A 26,298-nucleotide genomic window follows, 5' to 3' on the forward strand; every position below is an offset into this window, starting at 1 on the left:
TTCCCATGAGGTTTTGCTTTCGTCCCCTTACTGGAGTAAGGCTGGGTTTTAGGGTTCCGGCTGCGAAACGCCAGAACCTGACGGTCGAGTTACGTGCACAATTTGGCCGCGACGTTTTTCGCGCGGAACACTCTACCCGCACGCACCCACCTCGCCGCACGCGGTGCAAAAGTCGCACCCGTCCTTGCGGATTACCGCATTCGCTCCGCACGACCCGCACTTGCGTCCGAGCATCGTATGCAGACCTTGCGCGCCGCCGGGTTGTGTCAACGCGAGAGCGTCGGCATCAGTCTCAACGGGATGCGGACGAATGCCGAAATCCGCCGGCAATGCCGTCTCGGCGCGCATCTGTCCGCGCGGCAAACGCGCCAGCATGCGCGAGGGCACCTGATTGCCTTCGGCATCGAGAAAGCCGCGCCGATGCAGAATCTGCTGGATCGCGAAGGCGAGGGCGGCCACTTCCGAATCGTGCCAGCGTGGCGCGCGATGTCCGTCCAGACGCTGCACCTCACCGAGCCGGACTTGCCCGCGATCCCACGAAACCTTGCGCATGTCCTGCAGATTGCGCGCGACAAAACCGCCGCGCGCCGCCAGCGACAGCGAACGCATGGTCGCCGTGATCCATTGCTGCGATTCGTCGCGCTGACCCGTCGGAATGAAGAACTCGATAGGCCGTTCGATGGTGACGTCTTCACCACCCAGCCGCCCGGTGACCTCGATGAACGACACCGCGACGTAAAGCGACTTCTTGCCCAGCTGCGTCAGATATTCGACCTTTTCGATGATCGCGGGCAACTCGCCCCTGGGCCGATGATCGATCGCGATACGCAGCGGATCGAGGTCGTTCTCGGTCAGGGTGTCGTCCGCTTGCGGCGGGCTCACGCTGAGCACCGCGCCGAGCGTTTCGTTCGGCCGATAGGTGGCGAGACCCTTGAGGCCATTTTTCCACGCGTCGAAGTAAAGGCTTTCGAACGCCTCGAACGGGTAGTCGGCGGGCACGTTCACCGTCTTCGAGATCGACGTGTCCACGTACGGCTGCACGGCCGCCATCATGTCGAGATGGTCGCGTGCCGACATTTCCAGTGCGCTGACGAAATAGTCCGGCAGCTTGTTCGTGTCACCGCCAAGCTCGCGATAGAGCCGATATGCGTAGTCTTCGACATCGAACGATTCGCGCCCGCCGTCGGCCATCACCTTCATGCGCGTGTAGGTCCACGAGAAGGCGGGCTCGATGCCGTTCGACGCGTTGTCCGCGAAGGCGAGGCTCACGGTGCCGGTCGGCGCGATGGAGAGCAGATGGCTGTTGCGAATGCCGTCGCGACGGATTGCCTCTTTGATGTCTTCGGGCAAGCGCGAAGCGAACGTGCCGGCTTCCAGATAACGCGCGGCGTCGAAAAGCGGAAACGCGCCGCGCTCGCGCGCCAGTTCCACGGATGCGCGATACGCTTCGTCGCGCATCAGTTGGGCGATGCGCACGGCGAAGTCGCGGCCTTCCTGCGAGTTGTAGCGCAAGCCGAGCATGACGAGCGTGTCGCCGAGACCGGTGAAGCCCACGCCGATGCGCCGCTTGGCGCGCGACTCGTCGTATTGCTGCTGCAGCGGCCACAGCGTGACGTCGAGCACGTTGTCGAGAAAGCGCACCTGCGTGCGCGTGCGTTTGGCAAGGCCGTCAAAATCGAAAGAAGGCTTGCGGCCTTTCATCTGCGCGAACGGGTCGATCACGAAACGCGTGAGGTTCAGCGGTCCGAGATTGCAGCAGCCATACGCCGGCAGCGGTTGCTCGCCGCAAGGGTTGGTTGCGCGGATGGTTTCCACGGCGCGCAGATTGTTGTCCTCGTTCATGCGCGAGATGAACACGATGCCGGGTTCCGCGACGTCGTAAGTGGAGCGCATGATGCGATCCCAGATCGCGCGCGCGGGACGTTCGCTGTACACCCACAGGCCGTCTTCGCGTTGCCGCACGTCGTCGGCGGCGCGCTGGGCCGGTGAGGGCTCGGCGCGATGCACGAGTTGCCACGGCTGATCTTCTTCGACGGCGCGCATGAATTCATCGGTCACGCCGACCGACACGTTGAAGTTGTTCCAGCGCCCCTTCGAATGCTTGGCCTCGATGAACTCCAGCAAATCGGGATGATTGCAGTCGAGCACGGCCATCTGCGCGCCGCGCCGCGAACCGGCGCTTTCGACCGTGCGGCACGACGCGTCGAACACGTCCATATAACTGCACGGACCGGACGCCGACGAACTGGTGGTGTGAACGCGCGCGCCTTTAGGGCGGATCGCCGAAAAGTTGTAGCCGACTCCGCCGCCGCGGCGCATGGTCTCCGCCGCCTGCAGCAAGGCGACGTAGATGCCGGGCAAGCCTTGTTCGTCGACGCCCTGAATCGCGTCGCCCACGGGCTGCACGAAGCAGTTGATCAGTGTGGCCGCGATGCCGGTGCCCGCCGCGCTCATGATGCGGCCGGCGCCGAGCGCGCCGTGCCGCAGGTTGTCCACGAAGAGCGCCTCGACCGATTCGCGCAGCGCTTGCGGTTCGGCCTCGGCCACGCCGCGCGCGACGCGCTTGAACACATCGTCCGCGGATTGCTCGTCGCCTTTCGCGTACTTTTCGAGCAGGACGTCCAGGGAGAATTGTTGCGGTGCGACCAGCGGTGCGGAAGGCGCGGGGTGCGCCGGGGGGGCGATCGGTGTGCGGGTTTCCGGCGTGTCTTCGGCCATGGTATGCCCTCAATCGGCGCCGCAAGGGGTACGGCGCGGTGGGTGGAGTGCGGGTCACGATAACGCCGTGCCTGGAGCAGGCAGGGTGACTTGACGCAACGCCGTCCACCTTAACGCACGTGACGAGGGGCCGCAATCAGAGGGTGTTTACCCACGCCGGGAAGCGGGTCGCGCGTGCTGCACGTGCCGCTATGTGGGTTGGTGCGCCGGGCAGAGCGGGCGCGTCGGGCGGGTTGGCCAGGACGTGCGCGCGACGCCGGCAAGAAGATCGAGGCTCAGGCCTCGACACACTCCAGCAGTTCAGCGCAGATCATGGCGGAAGCATTCAAAGGCGCGGGCCGCTCGGCCGGTTTGAACACCGCGTCGCCGCGGCGAATCTTGCGGCGCGACACCGCACACGTGCCTGACGTATGTGCCGACCTGCGCCGCCACCGCTGCTCACCGTAGTGACACTTTCCCGGCTCGACCCAGCGAATCACGAGCGTCGTGTCCGAGCGCTCGAGAATTTCGATGCGCACGCCATGGGTACCGTCAAGGGGGATGGACTCTAAGGTCATCGTCGTCGGCTCCGTATTGTGTGGTGTCGCGAATGTAGTCCCGCGCGCGCCGGATAGCCATTGTGTCGCAGTTGAAACACTGTTCTTCAAACAGCAACAATGAAACTTGACATTCGCGCTATCCCGAAAAGACGGGCCTTCGCGGGCCATTGTTATGCTGAATTTACGATAGGACGAATTTTTGCAACGCAGTGTTGTACGTAGTGAGACAAGCGTACTGCCTGCAAGGGACGCCGGTGCTTCCTTTAAGATGTGGTTTATTGATGAGCGACCGTGCCGCGCCAGTGTAGCGGCTTTGCATTTTTCCGGTCGGCTCGCGCACACCTATCGAAGGAAGTCCCTTGAAGGGTGCCTTCACAAAACCATAAGAGCTCACATGAATTCACACCCGCCTGCCGCACCACCTGAACCGCCTGACACGCCGGACTGCCTGAAGAAGCAGAAAGCGGCCTCGCTCGTGCTGTACATCGGCCTGGTGTTGCTGGCGTTGTGGGTCGCGCGCGATTTCATTGCGGTGGTGGCGTGGGCTGCGGTGCTTGCGATTGCGCTATGGCCGTTGTTGCGCAAGGTCGAGGGCAGCCGCTGGTTTACCGGGCACACGACGCTGATCGCGGCCGTGTTGACGCTGGCGATCGCGTTGCTGGTCGTGCTGCCGGTGGGCATCGGCATTGCCCAGGCGCTGCGCGAAGCGCACGACATGAGCGACTGGTTCAAAGACGCGCAGGAAAACGGCATCCCATTGCCGGATTTCATCCAGCACCTGCCGTTCGGCGTGCAGCAGGTTTCCGCGTGGTGGCAGGCCAATCTTGCTCAGCCGCTGCGCGGTTCAGCGGCCATGAAAGGACTGCACAGCACCACGGTGATGACGCTCGGCCGGCACTTCGGCGCGCGCGCGGCGCATGCCGTAGCGGTGTTCGGTTTCATGCTGATCACGCTGTTCGTGATTTTTCAGGCGGGACCGCGCCTGTCGAACTCGCTGCTCAAAGGCATACGGCGCGGCTTCGGCGAAGATGGCGCGCAGCTTCTGCTACGCATGGCCACGGCGGTGCGCGGCACGGTGTCAGGACTGGTCGTGGTCGGGCTCGGCGAAGGCGCGTTGCTGGGCGTCGCGTATTTCGTGACGGGCTTGCCGCATGTCGCGCTGCTTGCGCTCGTCACCGCGATCGCCGCGATGCTGCCGTTCTGCGCGCCGCTCACCTTCGGTCTCGCGGCCTTGTGGCTGATCTCGCAAGGCTCGGTGGCGGCGGGCGTCGGCCTCGCCGTGTTCGGCTCCGTCGTGGTGTTCATCGCCGAGCATTTCGTGCGGCCGGTGCTGATCGGCAACTCGACGCGTTTGCCGTTCCTGCTCGTGCTGTTCGGTATTCTTGGCGGCGCGGAAACGTTCGGCCTGCTCGGCATCTTCATCGGTCCCGCGTTAATGACCGTGCTGATGGTGTTGTGGACCGACCTCGTGCGATAGTTGCACGGGTTTTCATACCGGCATCAGGCAGTGCTGCTGAAGCGCTCAGGGCCGCTGGTTTGACGGGTGGTCCTGTGGTTGCTGCTGCTGCGGTTGCGGTTGCGGCTTCACGCAGCCGAGCGTGTATTTGAGCGCGGCGGGCAGCAGCGCGCTCCAGACGTCCCACGTATGGCCGCCGTCGATGATGCGCAACGCCGCCGGATTGCCCGCCAGCCGCAGGTGTGTATAGAGCGACGATGCATCGGCCTGGATCGCGAGGTCGTCGTCGCCGGCGGCGATGAACATCGGCAGACGGTACGGCCGGCTCATGTAGCGATCCCATTGCGCCGGGTAGTTGAGTTCGTGCCAGATATGCGCGTCGAATTCGCGCTCGCCGAACACGCCGACGCGGCGCGCAGCCGACGCACGCGGCGGCTCGTTGGGATAGATCGCGGGGCTCAGCAGCAGCGCGCCGCAGAAGCGCTCGGGTTGCGTCATCGCGTAGCGCAACGCGCCGAAGCCGCCCATCGAGACGCCGCCAATCATGCGTGCGCCGCGTTGCGTCGAGACCGCGTAGCGCGTTTCGATCTCGGGCAGCAGATCGTCGAAGAAGGCGGTCTCCATCTTCTCCTTGCGATCGACATACCAATCCGTGCCGCCTTGCGGCATCACGATCACGACGGGCGGCATGTCCTTATGCTCGATCAAGGCGTCGGCCGCGCTCTGCAGATGGCCTTGTGTGATCCAGTCGTTGGCGTCGCCGTTATTGCCGTGCAGGAGATACAGCACGGGCAGGCGGCTGCCGTCATGACGATAGCCGCTCGGCAGATAGATCGTGTAGGCCCAGTCGCGGCCGAGGGCGTCGGAATGGAAGCTGCGGCTGATCACGGTGCTGGCGAGCGCCGGCGCGCTGATCGAAGCCGCGCAGAGCGCAACGAGGGCTGAACGTAGGAATAGACGCATGTCGGAGTAGGAGGCCGCCGCGCAGCTTGCGCGCGGCCGTCATGCTATCAGGATCGGCAGAACATTTTGACCGTTGGCAAGTTCAGCGGACGGCGGCAGGGACGTGACTGAGTGGCGGAGAAATAGCCTGTGGCCGCCGTCAAGCGGGTAATCCCATGCCTTTACGCATGGACGCCGTTCAGGGCGATGTGCGCAACCATCCGCCATACAAGCGGCCGGCCACACGCTTGAGCGGCTCCGCCCCCAGCGCGACCGCGAACAGCGCGCCGATCGCGATCGCGTCCGCGAGCAGTCCGAGCGGATAGTTCAGATAGCCGTCCGTCGCCGCGTACAGCACGGAGTCGACCACGAGCGAAATCACTGCGCCGGCGATAAAGCACAGCAACCCTTTGCGCCCGATCACGCCGACCCATGGTGCCCATTGCGCGAGCTTCCTTGCCCAGCCGAGCTGAATCAGATTCGCGACCAGCCACGCGATGGCGAGAAAATTCACAGCTCGCAGGTACGAGAGGTTTTGCTTGAGGCTGGCATCGAGCGGTTCGTGCTCGATAAACAGCTTGTAGTAAGCGCCGGCCGCGACCACTGCAAGCGCCAGCAGGCTGACGAGCCAACCCAGACGGTGTGCGCTCGCGCGCTGATAAACCGGCTGGCAACGGGCCAGCACGCCGAGCACGAACAGCAGTTGCCAGGCGAACGGATTGAAATCCCAGCGCATGTCCGGCGCGGCGGGCAGGTAGGCGACGATGGCCGGCGCGCTGGCCCACAGCGCGACGCTGCCGGCCAGCAGCAGCCAGGGCTTGCTGCGCGCGAGCGGCAGGATCATCGGCACCAGCAGCGCGAAGAACGCGTACATGGGCAGCACCGAAGCCAGATACGGCTGGCGGCGGAACAGCAGAATGTCGCCGAGCGCCGCGAGCGGGGTGTCCATCAGATCGTCGAGATCGGTGATGGCGAGATTCGGCCCGTCAATGCTGAATGCGCTGAGCACGGCGCTGACCAGCAGCATCAGCGCGGCGGTGACGAGGAACGCGCGATAAATTTCCAGCGAGCGCCGCAGGAAGCGGCTGCGCGCGATCGTCTCGTTGCGCCGTTCGGCCAGCGCGGCGTACGCCGTGGCGGTCGCAAAGCCGCCGAGGAACACGAACACCTCGGCGGCATCGCATAGCGCGTAGGCGTGCAGCGTGACGCGCGACAGAATGCTGCCGCCGATGTGGTCGACGACGATGATCAGAAGGACCAGCCCCCGAAAAAAATCGAGTTCGATCAGGCGGGATTGCGACTTTTGCATTGTGTTCGCCAAAAGCAAACCCCGTGCGACGGCGCGCTGGTGCAGCGCGGCAGGCGTCTCACAAGGCTTTAGAAATTGGATTGGGATGCTGCGGCGGATACGCGACCCGCGTCGCCGCTTTCCAACCGGCCGAACGTGGCACGGTTGCAGGAGGCAGTAAAAGTGACCCGCGTGCTGGCGTGGAGTTCCGCTGCGCCGCCGCAAGAAGTTCGCGATTATATTTCTTTTCGTGACAAATCGGCTTGAGGCAAGGCAAGGCAGCGCGGGTGACGCGCCGCGGCTATCAAGTCCGCGTGGCGCTGCGCCGTTTACCTGAATGAGCGCCGCGACAAAAGGGCCCACCGCACCAAGTGGAGATTTCGCAACGTTTTCAGATATCGACACGACACCCAATGGACGGCGGCCTAACGGCGTGTGAGGATTTCCGTAAAGCGCGCCAGGGTGGGTGCAGCACCTTGTGAGGCGCCAAGAACAAAGCGGCCGGATCGAGTTGTCCCATTGCTCGAGTGCAGGGAGATCGTCATGAACAAGCAAGTGTTCGCGCTAGCTGTCTCCACCGCTTTGTCCGCCGCTTTTGCCGCGCCCGCCTCGGCGCAGACGAGCGTCACGCTGTACGGCGTGCTCGACGAAGGCATCAACTACACCAACAATGTCGGCCGCGGTCATGTCTATGAGCTCGCGAGCGGCTATGCGCAAGGCAGCCGCTGGGGGCTGAAAGGCGCCGAGGAACTGGGCGGCGGCCTGAAGGCGATCTTCCAGCTGGAAAACGGTTTCGACGTAAGTTCCGGGCGGCTCAATCAGGGCGGCCGCATGTTCGGCCGTCAGGCCTTTGTCGGCTTGAGCGCGAATCAGTTCGGCACCTTGACGTTCGGCCGCCAGTACGATTCGGTGGTCGACTATCTGGCCCAGACCACGGCCAACGGCAACTGGGCCGGCTCGCTCTTCTCGCACCCGTACGACAACGACAATACCGACAATTCGTTCAGGCTCGACAACTCGGTCAAATACACGAGTCCGTCGCTGTCCGGCTTCCAGTTCGGCGGGGTGTATAGCTTCAGCAACGACACCAGCTTCGCCAACAATCGCGCGTACAGTTTCGGCGGCCAGTATTCCTATGGCGGCCTGCTGGTGGCCGCGGCGTATCTGCAGGCCGACAATCCCGGCAATGGCGCGAACGGGGCGATCACGGCGAACGACGCCAGCTTCATCGCCGCCCGCATGCGCGTGTTCGGCGGCGGCATCACGTACACGTTCGGTCCGACGACGGCCGGCTTCGTCTATACCAATTCGAATTATCTGGACCCGACCGGCAACGGCTATCTCGGCGTGACGCCGCTCGTGCCGCCGGGCGTCTTGCTGAACTCGCTGAAGTATCAGAACTTCGAGGTGAACGGCAAGTATCAGATTTCGCCGATGCTGTTCGTCGGCGCGCAATACGTGTACACGATGGAAACCTACGACGCATCGAGCGGCGGCGTGAAGCCGAAAATTCACTCGTTCGGCCTGATGGCGGATTACAACCTGTCCAAACGCACCGACGTCTACATTCAGGGCGAGTATCAGCAGGTGACCGGCGACTCGACCTATTCGATTCTGGACGATGCCTTCAACGTCGGCACGCAGTCGCCGTCATCGACCTCGAAGCAGGTCGTGGTGCGCGCGGCGATCCGGCATAAGTTCTGAGTCGCCTTACCTGGTCGTGCCACGCGGCCGTCTGTCTTTGGGCGCTGCGGCGGCGGGCGTTCGCTTGCCGATCAATTCCGCCACCCAGTCGACGAAAATCCGCACGCGCGGCGCCAGATGCCGGCCGTGCGGAAACACCACCGAAACCGGCAGCGGCGGCGCTTTCCAGTCCTTCAGCACTTCGACGAGTTCACCGCTCTCGAACAGCAGCGCATCCACGCTGCCGACCGGCCCCTGAATCATGCCGAGTCCGGCGAGGCAACAGCCGATATAGGCATGCGCGCTGTTGACCGAGACGGCGCTGCGCATCGCCACGGTCTTCAGTTCGCCTTGCTCCAGATATTCCCAGTCGAGATCGCGCCCGCTGCGGCTCGAGAAAAAGCCGACGGCGACATGGCCGCCCAGATCGGCGGGCGTACGCGGCAGGCCATATTTCTCGATGTAGCCGCGCGACGCGCAATTGACCTGTTCGAACTCGCCGATGCGCCGCGCGACCAGCGTCGTGTCGCCCATGCTGCCGACCCGCACCGCGCAATCGACGCCGTCCTCGATCAGATCGATCATGCGGTCGGTCGCGCTCAGCACGACGCGAATGTCCGGATAGCGCGCGAAGAAGTCCGGCAGCGCGGGAATCACCACGTGCAGCGCCAGCCGCTCCGGCAAATCGACGCGGACCGCGCCGCGCGGGCCGGCGGCGACATCGGCGAAGAGCGCCTCGGCGTCGTCGATATCGGCCAGCACCTGGACGCAGCGCTCGTGATAGGCGGCGCCTTCGGGTGTGAGCGCAACGCGCCGCGTGGTGCGCTGGAGCAGCCGCACGCGCAGATGGCTTTCCAGGTATTGGATCGCGTTACTGACGGTGGGGCGCGGCAGTTGCATCTGCTCGGCGGCTTTGGTGAAGCTGCCGAGTTGCGCGACGCGCGCGAAGACTTTCATGGCCTGCAAATGATCCATCGACGATGCTCTCCGTCTGAGCCCGCTCGGGCGGGGTTCGGTGGGTTTCCATTGTGCCGATTGTTATCTGTTTTCGACCAATCTGATCGAGCGCCGCGCCTTTATCGCTACACCGGCCTGGCGCAGAATGCCGTTCAGACTTGGCGAATCGGGCTTAAACGCGGCTTCAACGCGGCTGCAAACGCGGTTGCAAATGCAACTCCAGGCGCGGCTTCACGCAGGCCGGTTCGCCGTCATCCTCAATGCGATCAAACGACTTCAGGAAGGCACGCCATGAACACACGTCAACTGGGCCAGCAAGGCCCGCGCGTTTCCGCCATCGGCCTCGGCTGCATGGGCATGTCCGATCTGTACGGCCCGGCCGACCGCGACGAAGGCATCGCCACGATTCACGCGGCGCTCGACGCCGGCATCACGCTGCTCGACACCGGCGACTTCTACGGCATGGGCCACAACGAAATGCTGATCCGCGACGCGCTGCAAGGGCGTCAGCGCGAGAACGTGGTGGTCAGCGTGAAATTCGGCGGAATGCGCGATCCGGCCGGCGGCTGGATCGGCTTCGACGCGCGGCCGGTCGCGGTGCGCAACTTCCTCGCGTACACGCTGCGGCGGCTCGGCACCGACTATATCGACATTTACCGTCCCGCGCGGCTCGACCCGGCGGTGCCGGTCGAGGAGACCGTCGGCGCCATCGCGGATCTGGTGAAGGAAGGCTACGTGCGCCAGATCGGCTTGTCGGAGGTCGGCGCGCACACGCTGCGCCGGGCGCGGGCCGTCGCGCCGATTGCCGATCTGCAGATCGAATACTCGCTGATGTCGCGTGGCATCGAGGCCGAAATCTTGCCGGTGTGCCGTGAACTCGGCATCGGCATCACCGCGTACGGCGTGTTGTCGCGTGGTTTGCTGAGCGGCGCGTGGTCGAAAGAGCGTGGCGCGCAGAAGGATTTTCGCAGCGTGAGTCCGCGCTTTCAGGGTGAGAACCTGGAGCGCAACCTGGCGCTGGTCGAAACGTTGCGCGGGATCGCCGACGCGCGCGGCACCAATCCGGCGCAATTGGCGATCGCTTGGGCGCTGTCACGTGGCGACGACATCGTGCCGCTGGTCGGCGCACGGCGCCGCGGCCAGTTGACGGATGCGCTCGCCGCCACCGGCTTGAAACTGAACGCCGATGAACTGGCGCGCATCGAAGCGGCGATTCCGCCTGAAGCGGTGGCGGGCTCGCGCTACAACGAGGTGCAGATGGCGCATCTGGACAGCGAACGCAGCGGGCATTGATCGGCTAGCCGATCATTCCGCTTTTGAAAAAGCTTTGAAAAAGCGAAAAGGGAAGGGGTAAACGAATCGCGCGCCTTGAATAACGGATTATCACAAGGCGCGCGAATTGAAGATGATGAATATCGAGCAGCGTATTAAACCGGATTAACGCTCAATTCATGACGTAATTCTGAAACAGAATACCGACGATCACGCCGAACGGAATGCCGAAGGTCCGGCCGCGAAGCGTGGCGTTGATATCTTCATCGAGGACGAAACTGCAGCGGCGCTCGCGCCACACGGTCTTATAGGCCAGAGGTTTAGCGTCGACGATTACGATGGAAATCAGCGCGGTCACGATAACCTGTTCCAGCGCATGCAGTTTGGCCATGAACGGCGAAAATTCGCCGGCATTGCACAGGAGCACCATGATGACGGCGGCAATCAGAGTGCCGAAGAAAAAGCCGCTCATGAATCGGCTTGCTGAACTGAGAGAATCCATTTGAACCTCGGCTTTATACGCCGCCTTGATAAAAGCGGCGAATCAAAAAATATTCTGACGGAAAGGGTTCCATTCGGTAAATCGGCGCTGCCGTGACTGCGACGCCGCTCGACCTCAATGGGATGCGTAAGAATATTTTTATTGCCGGGCCCAACCTATCGTCCTTTTCCTAATGCCCGATAGGATGAATCCCAAAAGCGAGGAAGGTCGGCACGTTCCAGCTAAGTGCCGAACAGGTTCAACCTGGCGTACTGCAACAGCATGATGGTTTTTCCATCGACAATTTCACCGCGCTCGATCATCGCCAGCGCTTCATCCACCGGCAGTTCCAGCACCTCGATGTCTTCGCCTTCTTCGGCGAGGCCGCCGCCCGCGCCGACTTTGGCCACCGCATCGTATTCGGCGACGAAAAAGTGCAGTTTCTCCGTGACCGAACCCGGACTCATGAAGGCCTCGAAGACCTTGCGGACGTCGTGCACGCGGTAGCCGGTTTCTTCCTCGACTTCGGCGCGAATCCGCTCTTCCGGCGACGCGGTCTCCAGCAGCCCGGCCGGCGTTTCGATCAGCATGCCGTGATGACCGTTGACGAACGCCGGCAGCCGGAACTGCCGCGTCAGCACGACCGTGCGCCGGTGCGGTTCGTAAAGCAGCAGCGTCGCGCCGTTGCCGCGGTCGTAGGTTTCGCGGCTCTGCCGCTGCCAGCTGCCGTCGGCGCGCCGGTAGTCGAAGGTGGTTTTTTTCAGCACGTACCAGTCGTCTGACAGCACCTCGACGTCGACAATCCTGACTCTTTCGGCGGTTTCGTTCATGGCTTGCATCCTGTCCCGTGGAAACGCGGTTCGCTCCGCATGCGAATCATGGTATCGTGCGATATCGTGCAAAAACAAGTAATTTCGTGCAACTCTGCGGAATCCGCCAAGGACCAATCGCCGTGCTTACATCGCAAAGAAAGCAGCTGATACTCGACGCGCTCAAGCGCAACGGGCAAGTGATCGCCAAAAGCTTGAGCGCTGAATTCGAAGTCTCCGAGGACACGATTCGCCGCGATCTGCGCGAACTCGCCGCCGAAGGCCTGCTTCAGCGCGTACATGGCGGCGCACTGCCGGCGTCGCCGGCAGCGGTGGATTTTGCCGGGCGCGAGCGGATCGAATCGGCGTCGAAGGCGGCGATTGGGCGGGCGGCGGCGGCCATGATCGCGCACGGCCAGATTGCGTTCGTCGACGGTGGCACGACGGCCGTGCAGTTGGCGCGCCATCTGCCGCGGGATTTGCACGCGACGATCGTCACGCATAGCCCGAGCGTCGCCGTCGAACTCGTGGAACATGCCGGGCTCGAGGTCGTCATGATCGGCGGCCGCCTGTTCCGGCATTCGATGGTCAACGTCGGCGCCGCGGCCATCGAAACGCTCAGCCACATTCGCGCGGACCTGTATTTCATGGGCGTGACCGGCGTGCATCCGCAAGCGGGCCTAAGCACCGGCGATAGGGAAGAGGCCTACGTGAAACGCGCGTTCGCAGAACACGCGGCGGAGACGGTGGTGCTGGCGTCGGCGGAAAAACTCAATGCGGCCTCGGCGTACAAGATCGCGGATGTGACAGCGGCCGGTACGATCGTCGTCGAGCGGAACACGGATGAGGCGTTGACCTCGCCGTTCGAAGCCTTGGGTATTAGCGTCGTGCGCGCATAGTTTGGCATGCCGATTAAAAGATCGAAAAATCGCCGAAAACCGCTGTAAACCTGCGAATATAGCGCTTCATACCAGATCCGTTATTTGCGAGATAGCGAACAAAATTTGACGCACGCTGTGGCGAATCAACGCGATAATCCCGCCCCTTGCCCTCTGTGGGGCGAGGAAAGGCAACTCACGGTAGTTCAAGGTCAATCAGATCGACTGCGGCACGACCGAAGTGACGGTTGTCGCTGGTCGCCGGTACGCCCGGACGTTGGATAGCGTCCGCGGTTCGAATACCTCCCCTCGTGGTGACAGCCGTCCAACGCAAGTTAGTGCTGTGCCAGCACGCACGCGGACGCTCGCGCGCGATGCTGCATACTTCTGACGCCGCCGTCAGGCAGTTACGTTGCGGGCCGCCTCGATGCAAGTCCTTTGGACAACGCCTCGAAGCAAGCCCCCGCGAGGCCGGGTTGCCGCCGTATTCACTAAAGGAGAAGTCCATGGGGAAACTCGACCTTTCGCGTCGCAGTTTTCTGAAGGCCAGCGTGTTGGCGGGTGTGTCGGTATATATCGCGCCGATGGGCAGCCGCGCATTCGCTGCGTTGTTCGAAGAAAAAATCCTGACGCCCGTGCAGTGGGATGCGGCCAACGGCCAGGCGAAATTCCGCATCGACGGGATTGCCAAAGTGACCGGCTCGAAAGTGTTCGCCCGCGACATTCGCGCCGCCGACATGCCGCACTGGCCGCAGCAGCAATCGCACGCGTTCATTCTGCGCACGACGCAAGCCGACCGCAGCTACGAAGGCTTCGACCTGTCGCTGCTCGGCGACGAACTGAAGCCGGACCGCGTAATTACCGCCGCCGATCTCGCGCGCGACGGCCTGATCTTCCCGGCCTTCTATGGCGACGACATGCTGTTGCCGCCGGGCAAGACGCCCGCGTATCTCGGCCAGGCGGTGGCGATCCTGATCTATCACGACTTCGCGCGCTTCCGTTTCGCGAAAGACAAGCTGAAGTTCCAGGATCAGATCATCCGTTACGGCGCGCCGACCGGCGCGCTCGAACGCGATCCGTGGGGCACGTTCCGCTTCGTGCGCGTCGGCGGCAAGACGCCGTACGACGAAGACACCTTCTCCAGTCTGAAAGACGCCCCTGTTTTCCCGAGCATGATGCGCAAGCATCAACCGGTGTGGCCGGACGGCGTCGAACACGGCAAACTCGACGAGCAGGGCATGTTCCACGCCGCGCGCATCCAGCAGGAACTCGATCAGCCGTCGCCGGACTGGCTGGTGATGGAGCGCGAGTACAACACGCAGTCGATCGACACGGCCGCGCTCGAGCCCGACAACGCGAACTGCTGGTACGACGCGGCGACGCAATCGCTGCATATGGTCGTGCCGACCCAGGCGCCGTCCGAGGTCGCCGAGAGCGCCGCCGGGATGGTTGCGAAGTGCGCGTTCCCGGTGAAGCATCTGTTCATCCACCCGTGCTACACGGTGGGCTACGGTTCCAAGGATCACTTCAACGTGCCGTTCTACGGCCTCGTCTGCGCGATGTATTCGGACGGCCGTCCCGTGCGCCTCGCCAACGATCGCTACGAGCAGTTCCAGACTTCGTTGAAGCGCCACGCGTTCAAGATGCACTACCGCATCGCCGTCGATAAAAAGAGCGGTCTTTTGCAATCGTTCAAGGCGGAGATGGAAGCGAACGGCGGCGGACGCTGCAACTTTTCGCCGTCGGTGGCGATGGTCGGCGCGACGGCCGCGCAGTCGATCTATTACTTCCCGAAGAACGATCTGTCGGCGGTGGCGATTGCTTCGCGCGCGATCGACGCGGGTTCCGCGCGCGGCTACGGCACGCTGCAGAGCATGGCCGCCACCGAGATGATGATCGACGAAATCGCCGCGCAGCTCGAACTCGATCCGATCGAGTTCCGCCTGAAAAATGCGCTGCGTTCTGGCATGAAGAATACGCAAGGCGCGGTGCCGGCCGGCGCGATTCGCGTCGACGACGTGCTGAACAAGGCGAAGCTGCACCCGCTGTGGACGAACCGCGCGAAGCGCAAGGCCGAGTTCGAGGCGGCGCATCCGGGCAAGCGCTACGGCGTCGGCTTTGCGTGCGTGCAGAAGGACTTCGGCACGGGCGCGGAAACCTCGTTCGCGAAGGTCGAATTCAGCGCCGACGGCAAGATCAGCCTGCAACATACCGCCGCTGAAATCGGCACCGGCATGTCGACCTCGCAGGCCGTCGCGGTGGCGAAGTGGCTCGGCAAGCCGGCCACCGACGTGCATGTCGCCATCACCGACTGGCCCGATCTGCCGGTGGTGACGAGCGGCGATCCGTACATGATGTCGCAAGCGGATCAGGACAAGCTCGCGGCGAATCCGCGCTGGTCGCCGGGTTACGCGTCGCCCTCGAGCGCGACGAATTCCGCTTACTACTTCACGCACAGCACGCGCGAAGCGGCGCGCGTCGTGTTCACGCATGGCCTGTGGCCGGCGGCGATGTCGATCTGGAGCCTGGGCATCGGCGGCGGCCAGGCCGCGCCCCTGGTGGTGCGTATCGAAGACGCGCGCTGGGTCGACGGCAAGCTTTCCGCGGCCGGCCTCGAAGCGCTGCCGTTCGAACAGCTCGCAAAGAAGGCGCACGAACTCGGACTCGTGACCGGCGCGACCGTGCACGTGTTCAACCGCTGGCAGTGGACCGAAGCGGACTTCGAGATCGACGGCAGCGTCGAGCGTTGGCCGCTCGACGGACTCGCCGTGCGCTACGGCGACAGCGCTCCGACCGATAAGCAGAAGACGCAGACCACGTCGAATCGCTACCGCGTGCTGGATCGTCAGCGCGTGTTCATTCCGCCGGTCCAGCGCAACAACGCGGCCGTGACGTATTACAGCGCGGTCGGCACGCTGGTTGAACTGTCGGTGCATGAAGCGAGCGGCAAGGTCGATCTGCTCGCGCATCACTCGATCATGGAGTGCGGCAATCAGATCTCGCCGCAACTCGTGTCGGGCCAGTTGCAAGGCGGGCTGGCGATGGGCATCGGCCACGCGCTGCATGAATATTTGCCGCTCTACGAAGACGGTCCCGGCAACGGCACGTGGAATTTCAATCGCTACCACTTGCCGCGCGCCACGGATGTCGCCGTCTGGACCCAGACCGGCGAAGTGCTGCCGCCGCTGACCGAGACCGATCCGCCGAAGGGCATCGCCGAAGTGGTGATGATTCCGGTGGTCGGCGCCATCGTGAACGGGATCGCGCACGCGATCGGACATCGCTTTACCGACCTGCCGGTCACCCCGCAACGTATTCAGGAGGTGCTCGCATGACGGCACTTAATCAAACCAACGCTAATGCCGCTAGTGGCGCGGTGAGCGCCGCCGCGGCAAGCGGCGCTTCCGCGGCGCTCGGCACGGCTCCCGCTAGCAGCGCTTCCGTAGCTTCTGCGAGCGGCTCGCCTGCTGCTCCCGCGAGCGGCGTCGCCGGGGCTTCGGCTCCCGTCGCCGCGAGCGCGCCTGCGGGCGCGTCCGCTGCCGCCGTGGTCGAGCGACCGCTGACGCATTTCCGCTCGATGCCGCTGTCGATCAAGGTGAACGGCGAGATCGTCGGCCCGACCGATGTGCCCGCCGGGCTGATGATGATCGATTACCTGCATGAGTATCTGCACCTCACCGGCTCGCGCCTCGGCTGCGGCCAGGGCATCTGCCACGCGTGCGTGGTGATCGTCGACAAACCGGACGGCACCAGCGAAGAAGTGCGCACCTGCATCACCGGCGCGAATTTTTTCCACGGCAAATCCATCCGCACGATCGAAGGCCACGCGAAGCGCAACGAAGCGGGCGAGGTCGTCGAATTGGCGCCGATCCAGCAGAAGTTTCTCGAGCACTTCAGTTTTCAGTGCGGCTACTGCACGCCGGGCTTCGTCAATGCGGCGATCGTGTTGATCGAACGCCTGAAGCGTCAGCCGGTCGCCAAAGACAAAGTCGAGGCGACCATCACCGAAGCGCTGAACGATCACATCTGCCGCTGTACGGGCTACGTGCGCTACTACGAAGCCGTGAAGGAAGTCGTGCTGACGACGCCGGGCCTCGTAAAGGACGCCGCATGATGATTCGACCGATCACCTTGCGCCGCGCGCTGTTGCTGCTCGGTGCGATGCTCACGCTGAGCGCGTGCGGCGGCAAGCACGACGACACCGGCGCGCTTGCCGCGGCCGCCGCATTGGGACCACAATCCACCGCCGCCGACCCACTCGCGCGCGGCCGCTACCTTGTCAAAGCCGCCGACTGCGCCGCCTGTCACACCACGGCCGACGGCGCGCCGTTCGCCGGCGGCGTGAAGCTGGCTTCGCCATTCGGCACCTTCTACGGCACCAACATCACGCCGGACAAGGACCACGGCATCGGCAACTGGAGCGCGGACGATCTGTACAAGGCGCTGCACGACGGCGTCACGCCGGACAAGCAGCTCTATCCGGCGATGCCGTATACGTCGTACCGTCAGTTGTCGCGCGCGGACAGCGATGCGATCTACAAGTACCTGATGGCGCAGAAGCCGGCTGCGGTGGCGAACCACGAGCCCGAACTGTCGTTCCCGTTCAACCTGCGTTTCGGCGTGCGTTTCTGGAACTGGGTGTTCCTGAAAGACGCGTTGCCGGATGCGTCGACGGGACAGACAGCGGAGTGGAATCGCGGCCGCTATCTGGCGAGCGCGCTCGGCCATTGCGCCGAGTGTCATACGCCGCGCGGCACGTTCGGCCAGCTCGACGGCGCGAAGCCGCTGACCGGCGCGGCGCTCGGCCGGATCGCGGCGCCGGACATCACGCCGCACGGTCTCGCGGCGCGTGGCTGGACCGCCGCCGATCTGCAGACCTTCTTCGCCACCGGCATCGCGCCGCAGGGCTCGGCATTCGGCGAAATGTACCCGGTGGTGCATCTGAGCAGCCAGTACCTGACGCACGACGACCTGCGCGCCATGTCGACCTATCTGCTCGGCGACCAGGCGCCCGCGCCGCAACCGCTGCAGTCCGTTTCCGCTGACGCCGCTCAGCTCGAAGCAGGGCGCAACGTGTATCTCGCCGTGTGCGCGGGCTGTCATGGTCTGAACGGCGAAGGCAAGCCGCATGTCGCGGTGCCGATGCACGGCAATTCGACGCTGCGTCAACGCGATGCCCACAACCTGATCGTGGCGATGCTCGACGGCATCGGCGCGCAGGATTTTCCGGGCCTCGAACGGATGCAGGAGATGCCGGGCTTTGCCACGCAGCTCAGCGATGCGGAACTCGCACAACTCGCCAACTATCTGCGTGCGACGTGGGGCGGTCAGCCTGCCGATGTGACGGCGGACGCGGTGAAAGCGCTGCGTTGAACCGTTGCTGTATTTCTGGCGCTTTGTATCAGGCACCAGGTGCAGGCATTTAAAGAAACCGACGCTCTCTGGTTAAGGGCGTCGGTTTTTTAATGCACGGTGGTCTTGCGAAGGATACCTGGACAAAAGCCGTCGGGGCCACTCACGCACGTCAATCCCGCTGTTCGCATTCCATCGAACCGGAAGGCCTCCGTGCCGCCCGCGCGCCGACGCGACTCTTCCTCCCGCGTCCCGCCTGCCGAAGCCGGCGATTCAAGTTTCCATGCCACTTTGCCGTTAATGCAAACGTTACCGTGCGCTTGCCGAGGCATCGCCATGGGTGCGCTTGACATGACTTGCAAACCCGCACCCGATTCGCCGGCGACGCACGAAATGCGGTCCGACAACACCCGGACTTGCGGCGGTCACGCGGATGCCTGACGGGCTCGCGCCGCCGCCGTACACGTTGCATGCGCAACGATGACCGCAATACGCTGCGTAAGGTTTGTATCAAAGTATGTGGGTTGACGCGTTTTGTTAAAACGCACTTTACAATTCCGCTTGAATTTTAATCGGCAATCTGGCCCTTTTCGCGGAAGATCGGCTGTTCTGGCGGCATCCGGCAGCTTGTGAGGGCGAGGGGTTGGGTTGGTCGGCAAAGGCATGGGTGAGCGCCGCACGAGGCGGCTTTGCCATGTCGCAGGGAAAGCAGCGCGCCGTCCTGGCGTGCGCATCGCTGCGGCAAGGCGGCATCCGGCTCGCCAATGAACGAGGCAGGAGTCGAACAAGATGGGAAAGCGCTTCGACAGAACAATGATGGCCAGTCTGGCCGGCGTATGGGTCGCGCTCGCGGTCGGCGGTTGTGCGAATGTGGGGCAGCAGGGCGCCCAGACAGGCGCGGCAGCGGCGCCTGCGTCCAGTGTGCCGGTAGCAAGCGCGCCTGCATCTGATGTGACGGCGGCCGCGCCGCCCGGCATCAGCGCCGAGCAGAGCGCGCTGCTCAGGAAATCGCCGCCGCTCGTGTATCGCGTCAAACGTGGCGACAGCCTGGCGCGCATCGCGCAGCATCATCATTGCAGCGTAAAGCAGTTGCTAACCTGGAATGGATTGAAGGCGTCCTCGCGCTTGAAGTTGGGACAGGTCTTGCACGTCGCGTCGCCGGAAACAGTGCGAGCGGTGGATGCGGCCAATGCGGCGGCGAAAGCCGCGGCGGCATCCACGCCGGTCGCGGCGCGGCAGGCGGCGGCAAGCGCGGCGGGCGCCGCGCAGTCACCGTCGCAAGGCGCGCAAGTCGTGCAAGCCGCGCAAGCTGTCCAATCGGCGCAGTCCGCGCAGTCGCCGGCGCTCAGTGCCGCCGAAGCACGCGAAGTGGCGCACCAAACCGCGCGGCACGCGAACGCCGTAGCGCTGGCCTGGCCCGCGGGCGGACGTGTGGTCGAAGGATTCCAGCCGGGCGAGACACGCGGCATCGAAATCGGTGGCAAGCCGGGTGATCCGGTACGCGCAGCCGCCGACGGCAAGGTGATGTATGCCGGCACGGGTCTGAACAGCTACGGCAGTCTGATCATCGTCCAGCACAACAAGGACTTTCTGACCGCCTATTCGCACAACCGCAAGCTGCTGGTCAAAACCGGCGATATCGTCGCGCAGGGACAGCAGATCGCCGAGATGGGCGACGAAAACAACTCGCGCGTTTCCGTGGGCTTTGAGTTGCGCCGTGACGGCAAACCGATCGATCCGATGCCGTACCTGCCGCAAGGACGCGGCTAGAAGCGCGGCTTCAATCCAGCCACAGCAGCACCGCGGCGACGATCGCCTCCGGCGCATCTTCCTGCATCAGGTGGCCGGCTTTCGGCACCGCCTGAAAGCGCGCTTCCGGTATGGCCGCGGCCAGTTGCCGGCCGCGCGCCAGTGGAATCCACTGGTCCTCTTCGCCCCACAAGATCTGCACCGGGCAGCGTAACTGCGAATAGCGCGCTTCGACTTCGTCGGTGTAGCGCTGATCCATTTGCGCGATCTGCCGGTAGAACGCGGCCTGGCCGGTTGCGCCGAGCCATGGCTTCACATAGGGCGCGAGTTCGTCGCCCGGAATCTCGCGCGCTATCGCGCCGCGCAGGTACGCTTTCACCACCGCTTCGTGGATATACGGCGGCAGTCCGGCGAACGCGTCGCCGTGGTCGCGCACGTGCCGCACGAACGGCGAACCCCATGGCGCGACCGCCACCGGATCGATCAGCGTGAGGCTCCGGTAGTCGCAGCCATCGATCAGATGCGCGCGCAATGAAGTCGCGCCGCCGAAATCATGAGCGATGACATCCGGGCTTGTCAGTCGCCAATGCGCGAGCAATTCCGCCAGCAAAGCGTTCTGCACGCCGAGCGAGACGTCCTGGCCGTCGCGCTGTTCGGATTGCCCGTAGCCGAGCAGGTCGTAGTAATAGACCGTGCGCGTCCGGGCGAGATGCGGAGCAATGCGATGCCACACATACGAAGAAAACGGCGTGCCGTGCACCAGCACCAGCGGCGGACCATTGCCGCTCACGTTGAAACGCACGGCTTGATCGCGGAAGGTATAGCTTTCGGGGAGCGGCCAGGTTTGCATGGCGATGAACGTCGCGAGGAAGTTTGCCTACCTTAGCAAAGCTTCACAAAGCATGCTGAGCGGCTTTCCGTAGCTCCCGCTGAACATCTCCCGCAGAAGCTCACCTTTGTTTTATTCAGCAAAGCCAGGCAAATTCGGCCAGGACTCGATCGCGCACTCGTTTCAATCGAAAACGGGTGGGGCCGGCAACACGCACTCTTACGAATCGCGCACAAATTGGCCTGAAATAAGGCTTCGTTGTGTTGGCCGTGTTTGAAAAGCCTGGTAATCGCTCGGCGACGCACGCATGCCGCCGTCGAGCGGACAAGTCGCGATCGATCGAAACGCGTGCTTTCGATGGTGAGGAAATTCGGGAGGCGAGGCGGGTTGAACGCCACGCGCCACACCTGCGATCATGCCGACAACAAATCGCAACCATCGCGCAAGCAAATCGCAACCAACGCGCGGCCCGAACTCGCACCACGCGAGCACACCAGGCCGCGCGCAACCGGCTACTTCGATTCGATCCCGCGCAACAGCTGCGACACCTGGCCATGCTGATGCAGGATTGCCGGATCGGCCTGCAACAGCGGCAGATAGCGCGGCAGAAAAGCATTGTTCGGCTGGTCGGGCGAGAAGAGTCCCGTCACCGCTTCGGCCGCGGCGGTGCGGTCAGTGGCCTCGGCTTCCTTATCGTCGAGAATTTCGTCGACGTTCGCAATGACCGTCGAGAGCGGCGTGAGCCAGCGGAACCCCGATCCGTTGATGAGCACCTGCAGGAAAGCCGCCGGCGTGACCGGTCCGAATTCCTTTTCATACACGGCACGCTCGTGGTCGAGAATGGCCTTGTGCAGCGCCAACAGCGGTCGGCGAATGTCCGAGAGGAATTGAGTGCATTGCGAGTCGTTCATGTGTGCTGCTCCTTCGGATAGTCAGTCAGACCGGACCATGCTAACAAAATCGCCCGCTATTGATTCAACAAGATTCACGGGTCGCATAAAGGCCGGTCGTTCAGGCCGATGCGCGGATCGTCTCCCGACGATTAACAACAGCTTTCAAACGCGCCATTATCATCCGCGAAATGCTTCGAGCCGGCCACCGGTGTGCAGTCACGAAGCGAACTTTTTAAGTCGCGTCTACAATTCGCCGGTCAGTATCGGCGCGCTCGCGCCTGCGCATTTATCGCCGTTTGCAACGACCGGAAAAACGTTACACGTATTAGTCCAGTCAGTGGAATAAACGCGGCGAGCCTTTACGTTTTGGTTCGACGTCTCTGTCTAAACAGCCTGATAAACAATAATCCCCACTCGGAGCCGCTCAATGACAACGCTGAATATCAATGGCCAGACGCACACCGTCGACGCGCCACCCGACATGCCTCTTCTGTGGGTGCTGCGCGATATCGTCGGTCTGACCGGCACGAAGTTCGGTTGCGGCATCGCGCAATGCGGCGCGTGCACCGTGCACCTCGACGGCGTGGCGGTGCGCTCGTGCGTACTGCCGGCAGCGGCCGTCGGCGATAAAAAGATCACGACGATCGAAGCGGTGGGCAGCACGCCGGCCGGTCAGAAGGTGCAGCAGGCCTGGCGTCAACTGGACGTGGTGCAATGCGGCTACTGTCAGTCGGGTCAGGTCATGTCGGCGGCTTCACTGCTGGCCGGCAATCCCAATCCTACCGACGCGGACATCGACGCCGCCATGGCCGGCAATATCTGCCGCTGTGGAACCTACAACCGCATCCGCGCGGCGATCAAGCAAGCCGCCAAGGGGGCTTGATATGTCCCAAGGTTTGCTTGATTCACACAATGGCGCGCAAGCGTCGAAGGGCGGCGCGCGCGTCGCAGGTGGCTTGTCGCGCCGTGGCTTTCTGAAACTCGGCGTGACGGTCGGCGCAGCGGCGGGCGGGGGGCTGTTGCTCGGCTTCAGCATGCCGGCCGCCAGTCAGGATCAGAAGGCCGGCAAGTCGGTGATCGGCGGCGACGGTGTCGAAGCGCCGCAAAGCGGCGTGTTCGCGCCGAACGCGTTCATTCAGATCGATACCGCGGGCAAGGTCACGCTCGTGATTCCGAAGGTCGAGATGGGCCAGGGCGTCTACACGTCGATTCCGATGCTGATCGCCGAAGAACTCGAAGTGCCGCTCGATGCGGTCACCATCGATCACGCGCCGCCGAACGAAAAGCTCTTCATGGACCCGCTGCTCGGCGGCCAGCTCACGGGCGGCTCGACCTCGATCCGCTATGCGTGGGAGCCGATGCGCAAAGCGGGCGCCACCGCGCGCACCATGCTGATCAGCGCGGCGGCGCAGCAATGGCAGGTCGATCCCGCAAGCTGCCATGCACAGTCCGGACAGGTGATTCACGAGGCCAGCAAGCGCAGTGTCAGCTATGGTGAACTGGTGACCGCCGCCGCCGGTCTTCCCGCGCCGCAGAACGTCAAACTGAAGGACCCGAAGGACTTCAAGCTGATCGGCACGGCGGTCAAACGCCTCGACTCGCCGGAGAAAGTGGACGGCACCGCACTGTTCGGGCTCGACGTGCGCGTGCCCGACATGGTCTACGCGGCGATCGCGAACTGCCCGGTGTTCGGCGGCACGCTCGCGAGCGTCGACGATACCAATGCGAAGAAAATTCCCGGCGTGCGCCAGGTCATCAAGATCGACAACGCGGTCGCGGTGATCGGCGACCACACGTGGGCCGCCAAACGCGGCGTGCAGGCGCTCGTCATCAAGTGGAACGAAGGCGCGGGCGCGAACCTGTCGATGAAGCAGATCGTCGACGATCTCGCCAATGCCTCGCAGCGCGACGGCGCGGTGGCGCGCAAAGACGGCGACGTCGGCAACGCGTTCTCCAATGCGAAGACGCGCGTCGACGCCGTGTATCAGCAGCCGTTTCTCGCGCACGCCACCATGGAGCCGATCAACTGCACGGTGCATGTGCGCCCCGACGGTTGCGATGTCTGGCTCGGTTCGCAGGTGCCGACGCGCGTGGTGGATGCCGCCGCGGCGGTCACGGGTTTGCCCGCCGACAAGATCGTCGTGCACAACCATCTGATCGGCGGCGGCTTCGGCCGGCGGCTCGAGTTCGACATGGTCACGCAAGCTGTCAAGGTCGCGAAGCAGGTCTCGACGCCGGTGAAGGTGGTCTGGACTCGCGAAGAAGACATTCAGCACGACATGTACCGCCCGTATTACTACGACAAGATTTCGGCCGGGCTCGATGCGAATGGCAAACCGGTCGCATGGCAGCACCGCATTGTCGGCTCCTCGATACTGGCGCGGTTCGCGCCTCCCGCGTTCAAGAACGGCATCGATCCGGACGCGGTCGAGGTCGCGTCGGACTTGCCGTACGACCTGCCCAACCAGTTGATCGACTACGTCCGCCAGGAGCCGCACGCGGTGCCCACCGCATTCTGGCGCGGCGTGGGACCGACGCGCGGCACCTTCGTGGTGGAGAGTTTCATCGACGAACTCGCGGCGCAGGCCAAGGTCGATCCTGTCAAATATCGTCAGGACCTGCTCGGCAAGACTCCGCGCGCGCTGAACGTGCTCAACGTCGCCACGCAAGCGGCGAACTGGGGCAGCGCGCTGCCGAAGGGCCAGGGGCGCGGCGTGTCGGTCATGCATGCGTTCGGCAGCTTCTTCGCGATCGTCGTCGACGTCGCGGTGGAGCAGGGCGAGGTGGCCGTCAAGCACGTGGTCTGCGCGGTCGATTGCGGCATGGTGGTCAACCCGAACACAATCGAAGCGCAGGTGCAGGGTGGCATCATCTTCGGCATCACGGCGGCGCTCTACAGCGAGATCACGATCAAGGACGGCCGCGTCGAGCAGAACAACTTCACCGACTACCGGATGCTGCGGATCGATCAGACACCGCCTATCGAGGTGCATATCGTGAAGAGCAGCGAGGCGCCCGGCGGCATCGGCGAACCTGGCACGGCCGCGCTCGCGCCCGCGCTGACCAACGCGATTTACGCGGCCACCGGCAAGCGGCTGCGGCAATTGCCGGTCGGCAGCCAACTGCAAACCGTCTGAGCGGAGCCCGACATGAAAAACACTCTGAAGGGTTTTGGCGCGGCGTTGTGCGTGACGCTGCCGTTGTTCGCGCAGACTCCGGCGCGAGCGGCGGATCAGGCGTTGGTGCAACGCGGCGCTTATCTGGCGAAGGCCGGCGATTGCGTCGCCTGTCATACGGCGCCCAAGGGCAAGCCGTTCGCGGGCGGCCTGCCGATGACAACGCCGATGGGCCAGATCTACACCACCAATATCACGCCCGACCCGCAGACCGGCATCGGCGGCTATACGGAAGAAGACTTCGCGCGGGCGATGCGTGAAGGCGTCGCGAAAGACGGCCACAACCTCTATCCGGCGATGCCGTATCCGTCGTATGCCAAGGTCAACGACGACGACATGAAAGCGCTGTACGCGTATTTCATGAGCGGCGTGGCGCCGGTGCAGCAGGCGAATCGCGAACCGGACATCAAGTGGCCGTTGAACATGCGCTGGCCGTTGAAGTTCTGGAACATGGTGTTCCTCGATAAAGGCGTCTATCAGGACAAGCCGGGCAAGGACGTGGCGTGGAATCGCGGCGCATATCTGATTCAGGGGCTCGGGCATTGCGGGTCGTGCCATACGCCGCGTGGCATCGCGTTCCAGGAAAAGGCGCTCGATGAAAGCGGCAGCGCGTTCCTGACCGGCGGCGTGCTCGACGGCTGGTTCGCGGCGAACCTCACCGGCGAGCACAACGTCGGTCTGGGCCGCTGGAACGATCAGGACTTGCAGGCGTTCCTGAAGACCGGCGCGAATCGCCATGCCTCGGCATTCGGTTCGATGACCAGCGTGATCAACAACAGCACGCAGGGCTTGAACGATACCGACATCGCCGCTATGTCGACGTATCTGAAGTCGCTGCCGCCGGCAGGGGGCAGCGGCGCGCCGCCTTACACGTACGATCCGCAGGCGACGAAGGTGTCGCTGAACCGTCCCGCGAGCGATGCCGGCGCGCGCGTCTATACGGCGTACTGCATGCACTGCCACGGTGTCGATGGACGCGGCTTCGCGCCGATGCTCGCGCCCCTGTCCGGCAATCCGAACGTGCTGGAGAAGGATCCGTCGTCGCTGATCAACGTGACGCTGAACGGCACCGAGGACCTGGTGATCGGCGGCATTCCCGCGCCGTATCCGATGCCGAAGTACGCGCCGGTGCTCAACGACCAGCAGATCGCCGATGTGCTGACTTTCGTGCGCGCCGGGTGGAACAACGGCGCGCCGGCGGTGACGGCTGGCGACGTGGCGAAGCTGCGCAAGTCGACGCACGCGGCCCGCTAGTTCTGCGAGGCTGGCAATAAAA

20 protein-coding genes are annotated in these 26,298 nt (G+C 63.7%); 11 read left to right on the forward strand and 9 right to left on the reverse strand.

The window, feature by feature from the left end:
* Window positions 1-132: 132 nt before the first annotated feature.
* Window positions 133-2,718, reverse strand: a complete 2,586-nt coding sequence (locus tag ACFSNN_RS28240) for an adenosylcobalamin-dependent ribonucleoside-diphosphate reductase (protein ID WP_377689094.1) — start codon at window positions 2,716-2,718, stop codon at window positions 133-135.
* Window positions 2,719-2,993: 275 nt separating this feature from the next.
* Window positions 2,994-3,275: a DUF3331 domain-containing protein gene (locus tag ACFSNN_RS28245; RefSeq protein ID WP_012426819.1), complete on the reverse strand. Its 282-nt coding sequence runs from the start codon at window positions 3,273-3,275 to the stop codon at window positions 2,994-2,996.
* A 376-nt stretch (window positions 3,276-3,651) separates the two neighbouring features.
* Here ACFSNN_RS28245 and ACFSNN_RS28250 point away from each other — a divergent pair, with 376 nt between their 5' ends.
* Window positions 3,652-4,734: an AI-2E family transporter gene (locus ACFSNN_RS28250; protein ID WP_134464987.1), complete on the forward strand. Its 1,083-nt coding sequence runs from the start codon at window positions 3,652-3,654 to the stop codon at window positions 4,732-4,734.
* A 45-nt stretch (window positions 4,735-4,779) separates the two neighbouring features.
* Here the strand turns inward: ACFSNN_RS28250 and ACFSNN_RS28255 are convergent, their stop codons facing one another.
* Together ACFSNN_RS28255 and ACFSNN_RS28260 are read right to left on the reverse strand one after the other, a co-directional pair.
* Window positions 4,780-5,676 carry an alpha/beta hydrolase gene (locus ACFSNN_RS28255; RefSeq protein ID WP_134464985.1) on the reverse strand — a complete coding sequence of 299 codons (897 nt, stop codon included), beginning with the start codon at window positions 5,674-5,676 and terminating at the stop codon, window positions 4,780-4,782.
* Window positions 5,677-5,854: 178 nt separating this feature from the next.
* On the reverse strand, window positions 5,855-6,964 hold the full coding sequence (locus tag ACFSNN_RS28260) for an OpgC domain-containing protein (protein WP_134464983.1): 1,110 nt from the start codon (window positions 6,962-6,964) through the stop codon (window positions 5,855-5,857).
* A gap of 522 nt (window positions 6,965-7,486) precedes the next feature.
* Here ACFSNN_RS28260 and ACFSNN_RS28265 point away from each other — a divergent pair.
* The gene (locus ACFSNN_RS28265) at window positions 7,487-8,647 is read left to right on the forward strand and encodes a porin (protein WP_134464981.1); all 1,161 of its coding nucleotides are present in this window, start codon (window positions 7,487-7,489) and stop codon (window positions 8,645-8,647) included.
* Window positions 8,648-8,653: 6 nt separating this feature from the next.
* Here the strand turns inward: ACFSNN_RS28265 and ACFSNN_RS28270 are convergent, their stop codons facing one another.
* Window positions 8,654-9,601 (reverse strand): LysR family transcriptional regulator, encoded by a 948-nt coding sequence (locus tag ACFSNN_RS28270; RefSeq protein ID WP_134464979.1) that lies wholly within the window; start codon window positions 9,599-9,601, stop codon window positions 8,654-8,656.
* Window positions 9,602-9,874: 273 nt separating this feature from the next.
* On the opposite strand from ACFSNN_RS28270, the gene ACFSNN_RS28275 reads away from it, so the two are divergent.
* Complete coding sequence (locus tag ACFSNN_RS28275; protein WP_134464977.1) at window positions 9,875-10,876, forward strand: aldo/keto reductase; 1,002 nt, start codon at window positions 9,875-9,877, stop codon at window positions 10,874-10,876.
* 151 nt (window positions 10,877-11,027) lie between these two features.
* Here ACFSNN_RS28275 and ACFSNN_RS28280 read toward each other — a convergent pair whose 3' ends face one another.
* On the reverse strand, window positions 11,028-11,357 hold the full coding sequence (locus ACFSNN_RS28280; protein WP_134464975.1) for a hypothetical protein: 330 nt from the start codon (window positions 11,355-11,357) through the stop codon (window positions 11,028-11,030).
* Window positions 11,358-11,578: 221 nt separating this feature from the next.
* Window positions 11,579-12,166: an NUDIX domain-containing protein gene (locus tag ACFSNN_RS28285; protein ID WP_134464973.1), complete on the reverse strand. Its 588-nt coding sequence runs from the start codon at window positions 12,164-12,166 to the stop codon at window positions 11,579-11,581.
* A gap of 122 nt (window positions 12,167-12,288) precedes the next feature.
* Here ACFSNN_RS28285 and ACFSNN_RS28290 point away from each other — a divergent pair, with 122 nt between their 5' ends.
* The 5 genes from ACFSNN_RS28290 to ACFSNN_RS28310 all read left to right on the forward strand — a co-directional run bounded on the left by ACFSNN_RS28290 (window position 12,289) and on the right by ACFSNN_RS28310 (window position 20,145).
* Entirely contained in the window at window positions 12,289-13,044 is a 756-nt protein-coding gene (locus tag ACFSNN_RS28290; protein ID WP_134464971.1) for a DeoR/GlpR family DNA-binding transcription regulator, read from the forward strand.
* A gap of 485 nt (window positions 13,045-13,529) precedes the next feature.
* Window positions 13,530-16,358 carry a xanthine dehydrogenase family protein molybdopterin-binding subunit gene (locus ACFSNN_RS28295; RefSeq protein ID WP_134464969.1) on the forward strand — a complete coding sequence of 943 codons (2,829 nt, stop codon included), beginning with the start codon at window positions 13,530-13,532 and terminating at the stop codon, window positions 16,356-16,358.
* Window positions 16,355-17,137, forward strand: coding sequence for a (2Fe-2S)-binding protein (locus tag ACFSNN_RS28300; RefSeq protein ID WP_244322998.1), 783 nt, complete (start codon window positions 16,355-16,357; stop codon window positions 17,135-17,137). The genes ACFSNN_RS28295 and ACFSNN_RS28300 overlap by 4 nt, the downstream gene beginning before the upstream one ends.
* Window positions 17,134-18,396 (forward strand): c-type cytochrome, encoded by a 1,263-nt coding sequence (locus ACFSNN_RS28305; RefSeq protein ID WP_134464967.1) that lies wholly within the window; start codon window positions 17,134-17,136, stop codon window positions 18,394-18,396. The genes ACFSNN_RS28300 and ACFSNN_RS28305 overlap by 4 nt, the downstream gene beginning before the upstream one ends.
* Before the next feature lie 768 nt (window positions 18,397-19,164).
* On the forward strand, window positions 19,165-20,145 hold the full coding sequence (locus ACFSNN_RS28310) for a peptidoglycan DD-metalloendopeptidase family protein (RefSeq protein ID WP_134464965.1): 981 nt from the start codon (window positions 19,165-19,167) through the stop codon (window positions 20,143-20,145).
* 10 nt (window positions 20,146-20,155) lie between these two features.
* Here the strand turns inward: ACFSNN_RS28310 and ACFSNN_RS28315 are convergent, their stop codons facing one another.
* Both ACFSNN_RS28315 and ACFSNN_RS28320 read right to left on the reverse strand, forming a co-directional pair.
* On the reverse strand, window positions 20,156-20,974 hold the full coding sequence (locus ACFSNN_RS28315) for an alpha/beta fold hydrolase (RefSeq protein WP_134464963.1): 819 nt from the start codon (window positions 20,972-20,974) through the stop codon (window positions 20,156-20,158).
* Window positions 20,975-21,465: 491 nt separating this feature from the next.
* Window positions 21,466-21,864: a hypothetical protein gene (locus ACFSNN_RS28320; RefSeq protein ID WP_134464961.1), complete on the reverse strand. Its 399-nt coding sequence runs from the start codon at window positions 21,862-21,864 to the stop codon at window positions 21,466-21,468.
* 409 nt (window positions 21,865-22,273) lie between these two features.
* Between ACFSNN_RS28320 and ACFSNN_RS28325 the strand changes: the two genes are divergently transcribed.
* From ACFSNN_RS28325 to ACFSNN_RS28335, 3 genes are read left to right on the forward strand one after another with little or no spacing between them, the layout of a single operon-like run.
* Window positions 22,274-22,729, forward strand: a complete 456-nt coding sequence (locus ACFSNN_RS28325; RefSeq protein WP_106280786.1) for a (2Fe-2S)-binding protein — start codon at window positions 22,274-22,276, stop codon at window positions 22,727-22,729.
* 1 nt (window position 22,730) lies between these two features.
* Window positions 22,731-24,983 (forward strand): xanthine dehydrogenase family protein molybdopterin-binding subunit, encoded by a 2,253-nt coding sequence (locus ACFSNN_RS28330; RefSeq protein ID WP_134464959.1) that lies wholly within the window; start codon window positions 22,731-22,733, stop codon window positions 24,981-24,983.
* 12 nt (window positions 24,984-24,995) lie between these two features.
* Window positions 24,996-26,276, forward strand: coding sequence for a cytochrome c (locus ACFSNN_RS28335; protein ID WP_134464957.1), 1,281 nt, complete (start codon window positions 24,996-24,998; stop codon window positions 26,274-26,276).
* Window positions 26,277-26,298: the final 22 nt, after the last annotated feature.

The organism is Paraburkholderia dipogonis (assembly GCF_042680985.1).
GTDB lineage: Bacteria > Pseudomonadota > Gammaproteobacteria > Burkholderiales > Burkholderiaceae > Paraburkholderia > Paraburkholderia phytofirmans.

Coding starts and splice junctions, on each gene's coding strand:
- ACFSNN_RS28240 (WP_377689094.1), bottom strand. CDS start 2,718: ATGGCCGAAGACACGCCGGAAACCCGCACACCGATCGCCCCCCCGGCG.
- ACFSNN_RS28245 (WP_012426819.1), bottom strand. CDS start 3,275: ATGACCTTAGAGTCCATCCCCCTTGACGGTACCCATGGCGTGCGCATC.
- ACFSNN_RS28250 (WP_134464987.1), top strand. CDS start 3,652: ATGAATTCACACCCGCCTGCCGCACCACCTGAACCGCCTGACACGCCG.
- ACFSNN_RS28255 (WP_134464985.1), bottom strand. CDS start 5,676: ATGCGTCTATTCCTACGTTCAGCCCTCGTTGCGCTCTGCGCGGCTTCG.
- ACFSNN_RS28260 (WP_134464983.1), bottom strand. CDS start 6,964: ATGCAAAAGTCGCAATCCCGCCTGATCGAACTCGATTTTTTTCGGGGG.
- ACFSNN_RS28265 (WP_134464981.1), top strand. CDS start 7,487: ATGAACAAGCAAGTGTTCGCGCTAGCTGTCTCCACCGCTTTGTCCGCC.
- ACFSNN_RS28270 (WP_134464979.1), bottom strand. CDS start 9,601: ATGGATCATTTGCAGGCCATGAAAGTCTTCGCGCGCGTCGCGCAACTC.
- ACFSNN_RS28275 (WP_134464977.1), top strand. CDS start 9,875: ATGAACACACGTCAACTGGGCCAGCAAGGCCCGCGCGTTTCCGCCATC.
- ACFSNN_RS28280 (WP_134464975.1), bottom strand. CDS start 11,357: ATGGATTCTCTCAGTTCAGCAAGCCGATTCATGAGCGGCTTTTTCTTC.
- ACFSNN_RS28285 (WP_134464973.1), bottom strand. CDS start 12,166: ATGAACGAAACCGCCGAAAGAGTCAGGATTGTCGACGTCGAGGTGCTG.
- ACFSNN_RS28295 (WP_134464969.1), top strand. CDS start 13,530: ATGGGGAAACTCGACCTTTCGCGTCGCAGTTTTCTGAAGGCCAGCGTG.
- ACFSNN_RS28300 (WP_244322998.1), top strand. CDS start 16,355: ATGACGGCACTTAATCAAACCAACGCTAATGCCGCTAGTGGCGCGGTG.
- ACFSNN_RS28305 (WP_134464967.1), top strand. CDS start 17,134: ATGATGATTCGACCGATCACCTTGCGCCGCGCGCTGTTGCTGCTCGGT.
- ACFSNN_RS28310 (WP_134464965.1), top strand. CDS start 19,165: ATGGGAAAGCGCTTCGACAGAACAATGATGGCCAGTCTGGCCGGCGTA.
- ACFSNN_RS28315 (WP_134464963.1), bottom strand. CDS start 20,974: ATGCAAACCTGGCCGCTCCCCGAAAGCTATACCTTCCGCGATCAAGCC.
- ACFSNN_RS28320 (WP_134464961.1), bottom strand. CDS start 21,864: ATGAACGACTCGCAATGCACTCAATTCCTCTCGGACATTCGCCGACCG.
- ACFSNN_RS28325 (WP_106280786.1), top strand. CDS start 22,274: ATGACAACGCTGAATATCAATGGCCAGACGCACACCGTCGACGCGCCA.
- ACFSNN_RS28330 (WP_134464959.1), top strand. CDS start 22,731: ATGTCCCAAGGTTTGCTTGATTCACACAATGGCGCGCAAGCGTCGAAG.
- ACFSNN_RS28335 (WP_134464957.1), top strand. CDS start 24,996: ATGAAAAACACTCTGAAGGGTTTTGGCGCGGCGTTGTGCGTGACGCTG.